Annotated in this window: 16 protein-coding genes; 7 read left to right on the top strand and 9 right to left on the bottom strand. The window is 39.5% G+C overall.

Translation table 11 applies throughout. The features are described from left to right. Positions 1–246: 246 nt before the first annotated feature. The 3 genes from pyrC (at position 247) to FE392_RS01485 (ending at position 2,859) form a co-directional block, all read left to right on the top strand. Entirely contained in the window at positions 247–1,299 is a 1,053-nt protein-coding gene (gene pyrC, locus FE392_RS01495) for a dihydroorotase (protein WP_319928467.1), read from the top strand. A 250-nt stretch (positions 1,300–1,549) separates the two neighbouring features. Next, complete coding sequence (gene bssS, locus FE392_RS01490) at positions 1,550–1,804, top strand: biofilm formation regulator BssS (RefSeq protein WP_319928466.1); 255 nt, start codon at positions 1,550–1,552, stop codon at positions 1,802–1,804. Positions 1,805–2,265: 461 nt separating this feature from the next. Beyond that, a complete protein-coding gene (locus FE392_RS01485) occupies positions 2,266–2,859 on the top strand; it encodes a response regulator transcription factor (RefSeq protein WP_319928465.1) in 594 nt (197 codons plus the stop codon). A 125-nt stretch (positions 2,860–2,984) separates the two neighbouring features. On the opposite strand, the gene trhO is transcribed toward FE392_RS01485, so the two are convergent. Continuing rightward, entirely contained in the window at positions 2,985–4,043 is a 1,059-nt protein-coding gene (trhO, locus tag FE392_RS01480; RefSeq protein WP_319928464.1) for an oxygen-dependent tRNA uridine(34) hydroxylase TrhO, read from the bottom strand. Positions 4,044–4,547: 504 nt separating this feature from the next. Between trhO and FE392_RS01475 the strand changes: the two genes are divergently transcribed. After that, complete coding sequence (locus FE392_RS01475; protein WP_319928463.1) at positions 4,548–5,489, top strand: Kdo(2)-lipid IV(A) acyltransferase; 942 nt, start codon at positions 4,548–4,550, stop codon at positions 5,487–5,489. Between the two features lie 594 nt (positions 5,490–6,083). Further along, on the top strand, positions 6,084–7,619 hold the full coding sequence (locus FE392_RS01470) for a peptide MFS transporter (RefSeq protein WP_319928462.1): 1,536 nt from the start codon (positions 6,084–6,086) through the stop codon (positions 7,617–7,619). Between the two features lie 85 nt (positions 7,620–7,704). Here the strand turns inward: FE392_RS01470 and FE392_RS01465 are convergent, their stop codons facing one another. Next, positions 7,705–8,148, bottom strand: a complete 444-nt coding sequence (locus tag FE392_RS01465) for a hypothetical protein (protein WP_319928461.1) — start codon at positions 8,146–8,148, stop codon at positions 7,705–7,707. 172 nt (positions 8,149–8,320) lie between these two features. On the opposite strand from FE392_RS01465, the gene FE392_RS01460 reads away from it, so the two are divergent. Beyond that, the gene (locus tag FE392_RS01460; RefSeq protein ID WP_319928460.1) at positions 8,321–9,109 is read left to right on the top strand and encodes a PhzF family phenazine biosynthesis protein; all 789 of its coding nucleotides are present in this window, start codon (positions 8,321–8,323) and stop codon (positions 9,107–9,109) included. Positions 9,110–9,231: 122 nt separating this feature from the next. Here FE392_RS01460 and lldD read toward each other — a convergent pair whose 3' ends face one another. The 6 genes from lldD to FE392_RS01430 form a co-directional block, all read right to left on the bottom strand. Next, positions 9,232–10,374 (bottom strand): FMN-dependent L-lactate dehydrogenase LldD, encoded by a 1,143-nt coding sequence (lldD, locus tag FE392_RS01455; protein WP_319928459.1) that lies wholly within the window; start codon positions 10,372–10,374, stop codon positions 9,232–9,234. Between the two features lie 134 nt (positions 10,375–10,508). Beyond that, positions 10,509–11,291 carry a polysaccharide lyase gene (locus tag FE392_RS01450; RefSeq protein ID WP_319928458.1) on the bottom strand — a complete coding sequence of 261 codons (783 nt, stop codon included), beginning with the start codon at positions 11,289–11,291 and terminating at the stop codon, positions 10,509–10,511. Between the two features lie 385 nt (positions 11,292–11,676). Further along, complete coding sequence (locus FE392_RS01445) at positions 11,677–12,432, bottom strand: thioesterase II family protein (RefSeq protein WP_319928457.1); 756 nt, start codon at positions 12,430–12,432, stop codon at positions 11,677–11,679. Positions 12,433–12,695: 263 nt separating this feature from the next. Next, positions 12,696–13,238 carry a riboflavin biosynthesis intermediates N-glycosidase gene (gene ybiA, locus FE392_RS01440; RefSeq protein WP_319928456.1) on the bottom strand — a complete coding sequence of 181 codons (543 nt, stop codon included), beginning with the start codon at positions 13,236–13,238 and terminating at the stop codon, positions 12,696–12,698. Between the two features lie 210 nt (positions 13,239–13,448). Continuing rightward, entirely contained in the window at positions 13,449–13,901 is a 453-nt protein-coding gene (locus FE392_RS01435) for a DUF2335 domain-containing protein (RefSeq protein WP_319928455.1), read from the bottom strand. Between the two features lie 100 nt (positions 13,902–14,001). Then, positions 14,002–14,208 (bottom strand): Cro/CI family transcriptional regulator, encoded by a 207-nt coding sequence (locus FE392_RS01430; RefSeq protein WP_319928454.1) that lies wholly within the window; start codon positions 14,206–14,208, stop codon positions 14,002–14,004. A 99-nt stretch (positions 14,209–14,307) separates the two neighbouring features. On the opposite strand from FE392_RS01430, the gene FE392_RS01425 reads away from it, so the two are divergent. Beyond that, positions 14,308–15,018 carry a LexA family protein gene (locus FE392_RS01425; RefSeq protein WP_319928453.1) on the top strand — a complete coding sequence of 237 codons (711 nt, stop codon included), beginning with the start codon at positions 14,308–14,310 and terminating at the stop codon, positions 15,016–15,018. 269 nt (positions 15,019–15,287) lie between these two features. Here FE392_RS01425 and FE392_RS01420 read toward each other — a convergent pair. Further along, positions 15,288–16,455: hypothetical protein (locus FE392_RS01420; RefSeq protein WP_319928452.1), on the bottom strand; the 1,168-nt coding region annotated here is incomplete at its 5' end.

Here is a 16,455-nt window from a genome sequence, read left to right as displayed (position 1 = left end):
TCCAGCTGGAGGAGCCAAATTCAATTCACCCTCGTGTTATTACTTCTATTTTTTCCTTTTTTGATACGATAATTTCCTCTGAATACCCTCATATAAATAGAATTAAAATCTTACTTCTTAAAAAATAATGGAATTTTATCATTCAATAATAGCTATTTAGCTATTTTCGTTTTATCATCCTCATCCGGCTTAAGGAATGCTAAATCAGCATCCGACGTTTCTCACCCATATTCTGGAGCCGGTTTCATGACCACTAAATCCTATACAATTAAAATCCGCCGCCCTGACGACTGGCATGTTCATTTTCGCGATGGTGATATGCTAAATACCATTGTTCCCCATACCAGCCGTTTCTTTGGTCGAGCTATTGTCATGCCCAACCTTGTCCCTCCAGTGACAGATATTGCCAGTGCCAAAGCCTACAAAGGGCGGATCATTGCAGCAATACCGTCTGACCACCATTTCCAACCCCTGATGACTTGTTACCTGACTGATTCAACTGACAGCCATCAAATTGAAACAGGTTTTAAAGAAGGTGTTTTCACAGCCTGCAAACTTTATCCAGCCAATGCAACAACCAACTCCAGTCACGGTGTTTCTGATATCAAAAAAATCTACCCTGTATTAGAAACGATGGAAAAAATAGGGATGCCTTTACTGATCCATGGCGAAGTTACCGCAGCTCATATTGATATTTTCGATCGTGAAGCCCGGTTTATCGAACAAGTCATGGAACCATTGCGCAAAAAATTTCCTGCCTTAAAAGTTGTTTTTGAACATATTACGACTAAAGAAGCCGCAGAATACGTACTTGAAGGAAACGATTATTTAGGTGCAACCCTGACACCACAACATTTGATGTTCAATCGCAATCATATGCTGGTTGGTGGTATCCGCCCCCATCTTTACTGCTTACCTGTGCTAAAACGCAATATTCACCAAGAAGCTCTGCGTTCCGCAGTTGCCAGTGGTTGCAAACGTTTCTTTTTGGGAACAGATTCAGCACCTCATACACTGAACCGCAAAGAATCATCGTGTGGTTGTGCCGGTGTTTTCAATGCACCCACCGCACTGGCTGCTTATGCCACTGTATTTGAAGAAATTGGCGCAATGGAACATTTTGAATCCTTCTGCTCTCTCAATGGCCCTGCATTCTACAATTTACCTGTTAATGACGGCTTTATTGAACTGACACGCAAACCAACTTCCGTGGTTGAATACATCGAATGCGGCAATGAAAAGCTGATACCATTCCTTGCCGGGGAAGATGCCGGTTGGGATGTCACAATCTGTGAGTAATCACTGACCGATGACTGTGCGGAAATCATCCACTTTCCGCACAATTTTCCCGTTTTTCTTCACTTGGTTATAATCAATAGGAATAACCCTCAACTATTTCTGTCAGTGATAAGTAGAAATTCCTGCTTTTTCGCTTCTTAGATTGCCAAAAAGGGTTATACTGCTATTTACTCATTCCAAGATAAGAATGAGTCTTTTGCTCTTAGTCAATAATATCAATTATGATGCGGCAGTCTGATTAGGAGGTTGTATGGAAAGAAAAAATGAAATAATTCAAACCCATCCTATTGTAGGCTGGGACATCAGTACGGTTGATGCCTATGACGCGATGATGATACGTATTCACTACTCATCTTCCCAGGACCAAACCCCTGATAATGTCAGTGTCGACAAAACCTTATGGCTAACCACAGGCGTTGCAAAACAGCTCATTCGCATTTTACAGGCTGGAATTGACAAGATAGAAGCATCTGAATACAGTCAACTTGATCACATTAAACACTAACCATCAATTCCTATACTCCAAAGACTTTTGGACACTCAATGTCACTGAATCCCTTGAGTGTCCAGCATTAACATCAAACACGCATTACCCCATCTTTTGTCTAACCATGTACCATACACGCGCCTTATCCTTATATTCTCTCTTGAATTAGAGTGACATTGAGTCAACATGTAAGTGACAAATCTGGCAAAAATGAACCAATGCAACCAACAAAGCGGTCACTTGGAAGACGTAGGTATAGTTTATTATTTTTCGCAATACTGTATTATACGGCTGTATTAATCCATCAAACATTCAACTATCACGCTAATCATCAAAATGATAACCTTATTTACGTGTTATCTATATCTTGATGTCAACTATATTTAAACATTAGCCAGTATTTATACCGACTATACATTTTTTATATAACCGTATATTTTTAAAACCAACTACAGCAGAAGAACAAGGATGTTCAAATTATGAAAATATTAATAATTGACGAATGCCATTATACGCGTCTGGGAATTATTGAATTCCTAAAAGTAAACACAGACATACTTTCAACCGGTGCTGGATCAATTTGTGATGCGATAAATATTGTCCCGACATTCTCTCCCGACATTATTTTGGTAAATCTGACAAACTATGGCTATTGCTGTGAATATAATAATCAGATGGAATTATTTATTTCATTAGCTAATCAAGCGCGTATTTATATGTATATTAATAAACCCTACCCTCTCGGAGAAAATCACATCCAATTGACAAATAAGGATTTTATCCTATCAAAACAGTACCTAACAACGTTGCTTGGGCGCCTGAAAAAGATGGCATCGTATGATATCCAACATTACTTTTCTAATTTTAACGAATATAGTTCTATTCTTAGCCCTCAAGAAAGTAAAGTTATCTATTACTGGATGCTGGAAATAGAAAATCATAAGATCGCCAAAATATTAAAAATCAGCAATAGCACGGTTTATTCTCACAAGAGGAACATTATAGAAAAAATGAACATCTCTAATAAAATAGAGTTAGTTTTTATTTACAATATTTTTAAATATGTTTGTTAACTTACGAATGAATTTCTAACGGCAATCATTCTTTATTGTTTACGCCAATTTTTTGTTTCAATAAATTCATTGCGTAACGTTAAATTACCGCCAATAAGGCGGTAATTTAAAACACAAAAGAGATGTTATTTAATGGATTGAAGTGAAGTAATATTCAAACCATCATTTAGGCGATAACGAGATTTGTTGAAGATTTTAGCTCCATTCTCTCGGCCAGCCCGACGAGCACGTTGTTCGTCTTCTGGAAGTCTCATCTCTTCGCGGCAAGCGTCGCTACAGCAGCCCTCAAAACGCTCTGCACAAGCTGGGCACTGAATAAATAACAAGTGACAGCCATCATTTTTACAGTTGGTATGGCTATCGCATTGCGCACCACACTGATGGCAATGGGCAATAACTTCTTCAGAGATACGCTCACCCATGCGCTCATCAAAAACAAAGTTTTTACCAATAAATTTTACCGGCAAGCCTGCTTCTTTCGCTTTGCGGGCATACTCAATAATGCCGCCTTCCACATGGTAAACATTGTTGAAACCATTATGCAGCATATAAGCACTGGCTTTTTCACAACGAATTCCACCAGTACAATACATGACAATATTTTTATCTTTATTGTCCTTCAGCATGTCAACGGCCATTGGCAACTGCTCACGGAAGGTATCTGAAGGTATCTCAATGGCATTTTCGAAATGCCCTACTTCATATTCATAGTGGTTACGCATATCCACGAAGACAGTTTCAGGATCATCCAACATTTGGTTAACCTGTTCAGCCTTGAGATACTGCCCCGTGTTTGATGGGTTGAAAGTTTCGTCTTCAATGCCATCAGCAACGATGCGTTCACGCACCTTCATTCGTAATACCCAAAATGATTTGCCATCATCTTCCAAGGCAATATTAAGGCGCAGATTGAATAGTGCCGGATCAGTTTTATCCAGCAATGCCTTCAGTGCATCAACATTTTTGGAAGGTACACTGATTTGCGCATTAATACCTTCTTTGGCGATATAAACCCGCCCGAAGACAGACAATTCAACAAATTGTTGGTACAGGTGATCGCGAAAATCCTGCGGCTCAGAAATGGTAAAATATTTATAAAAAGAGATAGTTGTGCGCGGCTCAACTTCAGCCAACATACGTTCTTTCAGCTCTTTATTAGAAATACGGTTATGTAACACTGGCATGGTGTACGAAATATCCTCGTAGTTCATTGATATGAATGCATTTATGCCTGTTTGTGTCCACAGGGTGGGCACGCCAGACTATGATAGAAAATTTTAACCAGAAACCTAAAGCACGTACTTGAGGTTTTTTATTTTCTATAATATTACTTTTTCTTGTGACCTAGATCTATCTATCTGTGTCCTGAATCTACTTAAAACCAAAACTAGCTGCTTTATTACCGCAATTTCTGAGCAAAAACGTACCTTGGTTTTTGAAGAACCTTTCAACATCTTCAATGATTGGGCAAGGAAAGAAATGGGGGTTTTTATGCCTTGCCGGATACACTGGCCATAAGTCATGACACGGGCACAATGCAGTAAGATCCTTCTCTGACGGCAGGCAGAAGAGCAATCAATATAGAGCAAACATTTGAATATCGCGCACAGGAATATCATAATCATGCAAAATATGATCCTTATGGCCTATCGCAGTAGGTATCTCCACAAATAACATACTGAAAACACATGATACAAGCACCCTCTTTTCATCGTTCATTTTTACACCCCCGTTACTGGTTAACTTGGCTGGGGATCGGCATACTTTATTTACTGGTTTTACTTCCATACCCTGCAATTTACTGGCTAGGCACTCGACTTGGCCGGTTATCACAACGCTTTTTGAAAAAACGGGCCAAAGTTGCCGAACGTAATTTGGCTCTCTGTTTCCCTGAAATGCCACCAGCGCAACGGCAGGAATGGCTGGTGAAAAATTTCGAATCAGTCGGCATGGGCTTGTTTGAAACTGGAATGGCTTGGTTTTGGCCTGATTGGAGGGTTAAGCGTTGGTTTAAGGTCACGGGACGAGAAAATATCCAAACAGTGCAATCCAAAGGACAGGGGATTATCGTAGTTGGGATCCACTTTCTAACTCTGGAATTAGGTGCGCGCATTTTTGGTATGCTGAATCCAGGCATTGGTGTTTACCGCCCGAATGACAACCCTGTCATGGATTGGTTACAAACATGGGGGCGGCTCCGTTCCAATAAATACATGCTCGATAGAAAAGATGTAAAAGGCATGATCCGCTGTCTGAAGAATGGTGAAATTGTCTGGTATGCACCTGATCATGATTATGGCCCCCGTAATAGTGTATTCGCACCGTTATTCGCAGTTGAACATACAGCAACGACGACCGGAACCTCAATTCTCGTTCGCCTGTCAAATCCAGCGTTGATTCCGTTTACCCCCCGTCGGTTGCCTGATGGAAAAGGTTATGAGCTGATTATTCAACCTGCTGTAGAGGGTTTCCCGATGAAAAATGAAGTGGAAGCTGCGGCATTTATGAATAAGGTGATTGAAAAAGAGATTATGCAGGCGCCTGAGCAATACATGTGGTTGCACCGTCGTTTTAAAACACGCCCTGAAGGTATGCCATCGTTATATGGTGACAACGATAATATTCACTGATATATCCGCTCCTTTTTATATAGCGGATTTTTGATTTTTCACCCGTTCTAAGTACATGTTCCGCTCAACAATCCCGGTCGCATAGAAAACTATGTGACCGGGAGGTTATCCCCCCAATGTCCCCTTACTTAATAGTACCTGCATAACTTTGCAGTTATATCTGTTCATACCTTATTTCCAACAAAAATTTAGTGTTTTTATGTAATCCTGCTCATTTTAAAAACCATACTTGCAGAGTCATTTTAAAAATTAGGACAATTAAAACAAATAAAAATTAATACATTGTTTTATAAGTAAATTATTTAAAAAGAATAAAAAAATATGGCGTCTAGTAACTGGATCACATATCCATGATTAAATTACAAAATTGCGATTCTTATCGACTTTCGCTCTAAAAAGTGGAATATAAAATAGAAAATGTGCTTTTTGTGGCAACAAAAGGCAACGAAGGTGTTAAAAATATACTAACAATTAAGTAAGTAGCTTTATAAGAATATGTTAACGCATTTATTTAATGTGATTATAAAGCGACCTTTTATTTTAACTTGTAAAACATATCCACCATGATGATGAATCTTTAGGAAGAATTATTAGATGCAATCTTCAATCAATAATGGAAAAAATAAGACGTTTTTCGGGCACCCATATCCACTCAGTGCTCTTTTTTTGGCAGAGATGTGGGAGCGATTCTCATTCTATGGAATTCGCCCTCTTTTGATTTTGTTTATGTCCGCCGCAATTTTCGATGGCGGTATGGGCATACCACGTGAACAAGCCTCTGCAATTGTCGGAATTTTTGCTGGCAGTATTTATCTGACATCATTACCGGGTGGCTGGCTCGCTGACAATTGGTTAGGGCAACGTCTGGCTGTTTGGTATGGTTCAATTATCATCGCATTGGGGCACCTTTCTATCGCCCTCTCCGCAATTTGGAGCAGTAACTTATTCTTCATTGGGTTACTGCTCATCACCCTTGGCACTGGTCTGTTCAAAACCTGTATCACCGTTATCGTCGGTACGCTATACAAGAAAGATGATCCTCGCCGTGATGGGGGTTTTTCTCTTTTTTATATGGGCATTAATTTAGGCTCTTTAATTGCAGCATTAATCACTGGCTGGTTGGTGAAAGATTATGGCTGGCATTGGGGTTTTGGTGTCGGTGGATTGGGAATGTTAATCGCATTACTGATTTTCCGCTTTTATACCATTCCTTCAATGCGCCGCTATGATAAAGAAGTTGGGCAAGATTCCAGCTGGGAACACCCGATGGTAAAACGCAAAAATGTTGGCAAATGGGTCAGCATGATTGCAATAGCGATCATTGCGATCGTTACGCTGGTAATAGTGGATGCCATTCCATTTGATCCTGTAAAAATTGCCAACATATTGGTTTATGTTATTTCAGCCAGCGTTGTTCTCTATTTTGCTTATTTGTTCCTGTTTGCAGGTTTAAATCGCAATGAGAAAGTTCGTTTGTTCATCTGTTTTATTCTGCTGGTTTCCGCCGCGTTATTTTGGTCAGCATTCGAGCAAAAACCAACCTCTTTTAACCTGTTTGCCAATGATTATACCGATCGCATGGTGCTGGGTTTCGAAATTCCTGCTGTCTGGTTTCAGTCGCTCAACCCTCTTTTCATCATTATTCTGGCGCCACTCTTCAGCTGGTTATGGCCTGCTTTAGCAAAACGTAATATGAATCCAAACAGCATCGGTAAGTTTGTGATTGCAATGCTACTTGCTGCTGGTGGCTTTGCCATCATGATGTTTGCTTCACAGAATGTATTGGAAACACAGGGCTCAGTTTCACCTTTGTGGCTGACATTCAGTATCCTTATGCTGACGATGGGCGAACTTTGCCTTAGCCCAATTGGGCTGGCAACCATGACAGTATTGGCCCCAACTCATATGCGTGGGCAAGTTATGGGGTTATGGTTCTGTGCCAGTGCACTAGGAAATCTTGCCGCAGGTTTGATCGGTGGCAATGTGCGGGCAGATCAGCTGGATAACCTGCCTCAACTGTTCTCCAATGTTTCGCTGTCATTAGTCATTCTCTCAGCAATTCTGCTGGCATTCATTATCCCTATCCGCCGTTTAATGAATAGCGTGAACGAAACGGGAACCAAATCTTGATTGCAGATGTAATGCAAAATCATCAAGTTGATGCTTAGATAATAAAAAGCCATCCCCAGGCAACGGGGATGGCTTTCAACAACACTTAGTAAAAGCCACAGGCATCTGCAATATCAGCATAGGAATAACCATTTCCCTGCTCTTTTTCTAATTTTTGCCTGGTTTCTCTATAGCACCGACGTTTAGTCTGTTCTTTTACATGCTGCATAGAGTATGTTTTATCCATCTGGGGAGAAGGCCGAAACCGTTTTTCATTCCAATCATAGGAAAATGACAGATTGTTTTGCTGCGTTGACCTATTTTTGTATTCCTCAAGCTCATTTTCTCGTTTCTCAGCCAAGGCATTATCCTCAGCCAATTTTTTCGTGTCCCAGTGCCCGTGATTCAATCCTTCTCTTTTTTTCAGATACTCGTCAGAGGGTTTGTTATCAGTAGGTATATTGCTTTTGTAGCTCAAATCCCATGCAAAAGCCTGAGAAAAACACACCGAAAAAATAAACAGCAGGCAAGAAGCTCCTTTGATCTTCATATCTTCCCTTAGTAGAACTATAACGACGAATTATTATTTAATAATCATTATCACCTAAGGTCAATACACAATGATTGAATATATTTTCATCGCTTAAGATAACTCTTTACAAATTAATGTATTTTTAACATTCTAGTTTCTATTTTTAATCATAAAAATAAGTGAGAACCTGATGCTTTCGTATCCTATTTACCATGTTGATGCGTTCACCGATAAATCATTTTCTGGTAATCCAGCTGCTGTCGTTTTACTCGACAAATGGCCAAAAGATGAAACATTGATTTCCATTGCTGCTGAAATTGGCTTGCCAGAAACCGCTTTTTTAGTAGGCAACCATTTACGCTGGTTTACCCCAAAAGTCGAAGTAAAGTTATGTGGTCACGCTACCTTAGCTACCGCATTTGTCCTCGCAGAATATGGTGATACCCAAGATAGTTTGTTTACATTCGAAAGCCTCTCAGGCCAGCTCCGTGTTTCCCATCATGATGGCGTTTTTACCCTAGATTTTCCCACTACTGCCTGTCACGACGAAAAATCACTGATTCCGGTAATGCAAGACGCATTGGGGCAAACAGTTTCTGAAGTACTCGTATCAACGGATCGCTATATTTGCGTTTTGGATTCCATCGAGCAGATCCTCAATACACAACCTGATTTTGATAAAATTGCCGCTCTTCCCTTGCCCGGGCTTGCCATTACTGCGGTAGGCGAATCATCCGTTGATTTTGTTTCACGTTATTTTTCGCCAGCCAAAGGGGTTAATGAGGATCCAGTCACAGGTTCCAGCCATTGTGTGCTCGCTCCTTTCTGGGGAAAACGCCTCAATAAAACTGAGCTCCTAGCCCGTCAATTATCCCAGCGTGGCGGTGAATTGTTATGTCGAGTAGATGGCGATCGCGTTTATTTGGTAGGTAAAGCGAAACTCTTTTCCCACGGGCAAATCTTGCTTGACGCTATTTAAGAATAGCCATCTTAAATAAGGCCATTTAAAAACAGTGACAATGCTCAGCAGCATAAATTCTGCTGAGCCGCAATTTGGCTCAAAAATCCGAAACAGCCGCATTCAGTCATATTGATTGCGGATTATGCGTTGTCACGTACCAATAAATCTGAATTAATCTCCGAGATTGATTTCGCACCTGTTAAGGTCATTGCCACACGCATCTCTTTATCAATCAGATCCAACAAATTGGACACCCCAGCCTCACCCGCCGCTGCAAGTGCATAAACAAACGCACGCCCCAGCAACACACTATCAGCACCCAAGGCAATCATTCTCACCACATCCAATCCGCTACGAATACCCGAATCAGTGAGAATAGTAATGTCATTCTTGACTGCATCTGCAATAGCAGGCAACGCTCGGGTGGTTGACAATACACCATCAAGCTGACGCCCGCCGTGATTGGATACCACAATACCATCTGCACCAAAACGAACTGCATCTTTGGCATCTTCCGGATCGAGAATACCTTTGAGGATTATTGGGCCTTTCCAGAAATCACGGATCCATTCCAAATCTTTCCATGAAATGGATGGATCAAAATTACTGCCCAACCACCCGATATAATCGCCCAATTTAATCGGTTGCCCACGATATGCAGAAATATTGCCGAGATCATGAGGCCTTCCCCACAAACCCACATCCCATGCCCACTGAGGGTGAGTCAATGATTGCAGAATCCGCTTTATAGATGCATTCGGGCCACTCATACCGGAATGGGCATCACGGTACCGTGCTCCCGAAACAGGCATATCCACGGTAAAAACCAGATTCTTGACCCCAGCGGCCTGTGCTCTTTCCAAAGCATGGCGCATAAATCCCCTATCTTTCAACACATAGAGTTGAAACCATATTGGGCGATCAATTGCAGGAGCGACTTCTTCAATCGGGCATACAGAAACGGTTGATAAAGTAAAAGGTATCCCCTTTTTGGCCGCTGCACGAGCCGCCTGCACTTCACCACGGCGTGCATACATGCCCGTTAACCCTACAGGTGCCAGTGCTACCGGCATTGACATTTTTTCGCCAAACAAACAGGTTTCAAGGCTTAGTTCTGCCATGTTTTTCAAGACACGCTGGCGTAATTCAACATTAGATAAGTCTGCCGTATTACGTTGCAGGGTATGTTCTGCATAGGCTCCGCCATCGATATAGTGGAATAAAAAAGGCGGCAATTTTGCTTGAGCGGCTGCCCGATAATCTGTTGAGGCTGAAATGATCATGATATATACCTTATAATTCTTTTAAATTAAATAAAGCAGTCAAATCAATAAATATCAATCAAACAGAGAGAAAGACCGAGTATTGGGTTCATTACATTAAAATGTAACGATATTACTTTTTAATATCTATCAGGTTATTCAATATTTTTCGGTTTTTCGATACTTACGGTAAAATTATCAAAATAAGCATATTGATCTACCGGAGGAGCCCAATCTAATGTCGATCCACCAAAAAATGAACTCCACTTTATTGCATCAATAAACACATTATCTTTATTTCTTAACTTGATATTATCTAATCTTACAACTTCTTTATTATCAATATATTGTATGTATATTCCATTTCGTTTACCGACACTATTCAGCTTCACATATTGGGTCAAAGTATACCAAGCGCCTCTTTTTAAAGAAGCCATTAATTTTACGTAATCACCACATCGTGATTCTTTTTCTGGATAATAAAGATAACCAAACAACTCGCCTTCATTTCTCCACATTAAACGGCTGCTGAAACCATCGAAGCTGCCATTATCAACACACCCTGACGGACGATCCCCACCGGCTAACCCCGGTAGTTTTCCCCCTTTAACCCACATAAAATCCTTACTGAACATCACATTATACTGCAACCACAACGCTTCATGCTTACCACTGATCGGCGCATTAAATGATGTCCCGGCTTTTGATCCGACTGTATTAGCAAGATAAGTCAGTTCTAACACTTTATTTTTATCATCTTGTGGATCGATAACAATATTTAACCTACCTTGATTCAATCCCGACGAAGAAGCAGGAGATGTTCCCCAATCAGATTTGAAATCTTTAGCTGTGTACTTCCCTACTTTATGTTCAAAGTTCACATTAATTAAATTATCATTGTTTTTGTTGGAAAAAGGCGATAGGTGAATAGATGTCATGACGGCTTCCTTATGCAATATGTGTTTTATTTTTTACATAATCACGCAGAACAACATTAATACAAAACAATACGAGCTAAGTATTCTAAAAACCATTATAAAATACCTCACTGGTCTTTTATATTTAATATATTTATGTTTCAAAGCCTTCACAGGTTATTCCAATAAACATTACGCCTTGAGGAAATATGATATTATTTTTATTCTCATTTTTTTCATATATATGGAATTTCAAAATACAGCGCGCTCACAAAAAAATGGCAAATTCGTCAAGAACAAATCTGCCCGCCAGTGAGAGGCAAATGCCTCTCATTTACCCCGAGAACATAGAAATCCATCTGGTTATAAAAACGATGACAGGGATGGGTGAGCGTAGCCAACAGCGCTATTTAGTAAATTCGTTGAGTTGTCTTTCAAGCCAAGGAATTAGCGTTTTGTTAGTAAATACGTAAAAATGCCCTCCCGCAAAAACGTGCTGTTCTGCGGAGGCAGGTAACACTTTCCGCCACTTCTCTAATTGGGAGATAAGTACTCGACTATCGTCATCCCCTCCGATTACTTTGGTATTAGTATTTAATTTTGTCTTCGGTAATCGAGTGAGGGAATCCAACAAAAGCAGGTCATTTTTCATTGTTCTGATTAAATAATCACGCAATTCAGGATTCGAAAGAACGTCTTGAGGTGTTCCACCACATTGATTAATGATATTCACGACATATTCATCAGAATATTCTTCGCATGTGTCATCTATCAAATCTTCAGGTTCGAAAAAACCACGGGCAGAAAGAATAAGAACAACTTTCTTTTCGGGTGCCTCATATTCAAGCTTTCTGGCAACGTGGTAAGCCAGTTCTGCCCCCAAGCTATGCCCAAACAACAACAAAGGCTTATCGTCCCCTAATTTCAAATGCTTTATCGAAGCCAGGATATCCGACAATACGGTTTCAGCATCCGTCTGAAAAGGTTCTGCAATTCGTATCCCTCTACCTGCAAGTTCCAGGGCATAAACCTCAATGCTCGACGATAACTTATGAGCCAATTCCATGTAGGAAAAACAAGATCCTCCGGCATGATGTAAAAATAACAACTGCACTTCAGCTTCTGGCTTTTTAATCACAGAGAATAAAACGGAGTCAGACAAAATTAAGCTCCTTCATGAGTAGGATTGGAAAATTGTAACTTGAAAGGCAGCGATCCCAGATAATCCGGAAAATGAACCATGAAATGCAGAGTAATAACTATTGATTTCTTTTTCTATAACAGAAAAGATTGATTAAATTATAATATTAATTAGATAGTGATTATGTGACCAAAAAAACGAGGCATAGCTTCCACTTGAAAGCTATGCCTGCCGCCTTTCAATTTTAGACTTAGAACCAACTCCATTTGGTTCTAATTTTTGGATTATTGTTTTAGTTTTTCACGTACGGCCATCAATGCAAAGCCCAATAAATTCAACCCATCCCATGTTAAAGGGTTTTGAATATTAGGGGAGTCCTCTGCTAAACCAATCCCCCAAATACGATCAACCGGGCTTGCCTCAACCAGTATCTTATCCCCTGTATTCAATAAAAATTCAGCTAGCGGCTTATTTTGAGAAAATTTTGCCAAATTCCCCTCAATCACTATTTTCATTCGATGTTCATCCCAAGTTGATTGGTTGAACCTGCGAATTTCTCGACCATACGCTTTGGCTGCGCCTGGGTTTTTGGCGTTAATAATCTTTTCCAATACTTCAAGGTCATTAAACAAACGGGCTTTTTCTGCCATCATATAGTGTTCTGCACTGGCGTACTTGATATCACCTATCATAAATTGAGCTGGATACCACTGACTTAAACACGATTTAGTGATGTGGTTAGTATGGTTAGTTTTATGCCCCCAGAAAAAAAGATATTTCAGTTTTTTTCCCGATTGGTAAAGATCACATACAGTTTTAATGTCCATATTATCTCTCTATAACACGATAATTTATTTTCAATACATAACCATTATCCTATCATACGATTTTTTTTATCTTTGTCGATGTGCGTCATATCCGTTTTATTGACATAAAATAAGAACTATAAAAATAAATTTAACTGAAAGTAACCAATATAAAAAATAGTAAATAAAAATAATCACACATTTTCTGCAACTACATGAAATTGCATAAAATCACTTGATATTTGATTTACGCCCAAGAACGAAGACAGCAACCAACCCGACTAAATCGATTGTAATTAACGTCCCTGCAAATAATATTTCTTCTCTGAACGCGAAAACAGCAGCAATGATTAAGATAAGCATCGCAATGGAAAACCCCATCCATTGCCCCCTTTTCTCTTTACTTAGCAGACCATCAAGTGTTTTTTTCTGTTTTTCATGCTGGAAAGACTGTTCCCGTTCTTTCAAAGAGAACATCCTTTCAGCATAGCCTGGCAAAATTGATTCATAACCTTTCAATACCTCCGGAGATGGGAAAGAGCCGAGGCAATGAAGGTTTTTTTTATTTTCAATTAAATATTTACTTGATGAATCAAAATCTAAATTATCATGATAATCGTTTGCAGGCATGATATCCAGAATACTCCCTATTGCTCTGAAATAATGACGAATATTCGAATCCATTTGTTCTCCCGGGCAATATACACAAAAAACAGCCAAATAAAATCAGTAGGATAATTAAATCCAACCGATAATAGAGATCAATTAATCATATTTCTGATATTTATTTCCCCTGTGACACGTTCTGTTTCTGGCTGGGAAATGGACGGCATTCTTCAGCCTTATAGCTCCCATCTTCCTGATAAATCAAAAATATTTTACGCCCTGAACGCAACGCTTTACTGATAGCAGTTTGGTGTACACCGACTAAACGTGCTGTTTTGGCCTGACCATGCAACCTTACATATTCTGATAATGAAATTTTTTCCATCTGTTTTCTCCTGCCACACCAAAACAATACCAAAAGTAATGAATATTTCAATACTTTTAGTATTTATCATTTTAATAGCGTTGGTATTAAAATGTCCCCATGAATAAGAAACTCACAGCAGAACAAATTGCAGATGCCACACGCTTAAAAGACCTGTTTGAGTCCAGAAAAAAGCAGCTTGGTATTTCTCAGGAAACGCTTGCAGAAGAAATTGGCAAGACGCAAAGTGCAATTTCACACTATCTCAATGGGATAAATGCCCTTAATTTGGAGATGGCAGCCTTCTTTGCCAAAAAATTAGGTGCAAAGATTGCAGATTTCAGCCCATCACTGGACAAACAAGCCAGAGAGCTTGTCGATGCTCTCTATGACATTAATGATATATTTGCCAACCCGCCACATAACCAAAAACAATACCCGTTGCTCGATTGGGCAAATACAGGCCATTGGTGTGAAGAACCATCAACCGCATACCCTGCCAACAATACGCAACGATACGAAACATCTGTCGAGTGCTCACAACATGCTTTTTGGTTGGAAGTTAAAGGGGATTCAATGGCTTCACCAAATGGCTTAAGCATCCCACAAGGCATGATCATTTTAGTCGATCCGGAAGTGAAACCCAGCACTAACAATTTAGTTATCGCAAAACTTGATGGTGAAAAAGAACTGACATTCAAGCAATTAATTTCTGAAGGGTACGACACATTTTTAAAACCGCTCAATTCTCAATACAATATGATACCTATCAATAATCATGTCCATATTATTGGCGTTGTTGTAGAAGCAAAAGTGAAAGAATTGCCGTAAGGTTTTTATCATTTATTCTCAATTATACTTTTCGTCTTCAAGTTGCCTCTTTGTTGGCTGTACTCATTCATCCCAGTCGCCGTTTTTATAAACATACGGTTATCTATGCTCTCGGGGATGAATTCCCTTGTCGCCGCGATGCAACTTGAAATCTATTGGATATGTACAACCATTAAGAAAACAGATTTGAGTCATCAAATATAGAATATTAAAAGGCGTGCGATAATAAGCACGCCTTTTTAAGGGAAAACATTAAGTATTAATACCTGTTAATTATTAGTGCAGAGTAACAACCCACCTGTACTATTATCAAGAGCATCGGGATCCGTGCTTATAGCATTAGTTGATGCATCGTATATAGCATAGGGACTTCCAGGTTTAGAATCATCTTTAATTTTAATAAAGTATTGGCCTGGAGTTACGCCCACAGTCCTACCATTGCTGAAGAAAATAAATACTCCCCAATCAAAAATATTATTAAATTCAGAATGTATCTGCGAGGTTCCTCTAGCAAAATCCGAGAGTGTTAAAGACTTATATTGATTGTTGTCAATACTATCACATGATGTATTATCACTTAAAGAATAACTGTTTGGGTTATCTTTCGGATAAAGTAACTTTCTCTTCGTTTCAACATTGTAATGGTACCAGTAGACTTGCCCATTGGGTCTTGTAACTTTTGCTTGGATATGTGCCCGACCTGCTTTCTTAAAACTAATGGGGCCTCCATTGTTTTCTCCTAAATCAACAACATCCTGATTATCTGTTTTATATTTAAACTTATCTCGGCTACCTAAGGCTGTGGGTAGTGACGGGTGGTTAGGGTCTACTAAGTCCGCACTCAACGTATCAAAGAAGGTATATGGATGACTTTCATCCTGAAACAGGTTACTTGCCATTACCTTATTGTGTGTTGGATTTGATGTATCACGATCGTAATAATAGACAAATAATGCTCCTTGTTTTTGAATAGGGTTAAAACGCACATAATTATCTTGTTCTGTCTGTTTCTTCGCCGCCAGTCCTGATGATATATATTTAACATTCACTTGAATATCTTTCTCAATACCAACGTTACTCTTTAAAGTTCCGTATAAATACCCATGTTCATCTGTTTTATCACCGATAGATTGGACCTCAGGTAAGTCATTTTTATTTATATTAGCAGAAGAATTAGCCAGATCACGAGACCAATTTATATGACCAACATGAATACTATTTTTAAATGGAACTTTGCCATTTTGAATCTTCCTATCGACTATCCTATTAATTAATGCTCTAAATTTATATTGATCACTTCCGTTTCCATCCAACACGGGTATAGGCTGCCCCTGTTCATATTTTTTCTCTCCAGCACTGGTGATAGTGCTGTAAAGCACAACACTGTCCATCTCAAGTTTTAAAGGCACCTCTTTAAAACTCACTTTATTTGAGCAT

Source organism: Xenorhabdus santafensis, from assembly GCF_033949405.1.
In the GTDB taxonomy this organism is placed as follows: Bacteria; Pseudomonadota; Gammaproteobacteria; order Enterobacterales; family Enterobacteriaceae; genus Xenorhabdus; species Xenorhabdus santafensis.
Note: the sequence above shows the minus strand (reverse complement) of the source record. Positions and strands in the feature narration are given on the sequence as shown.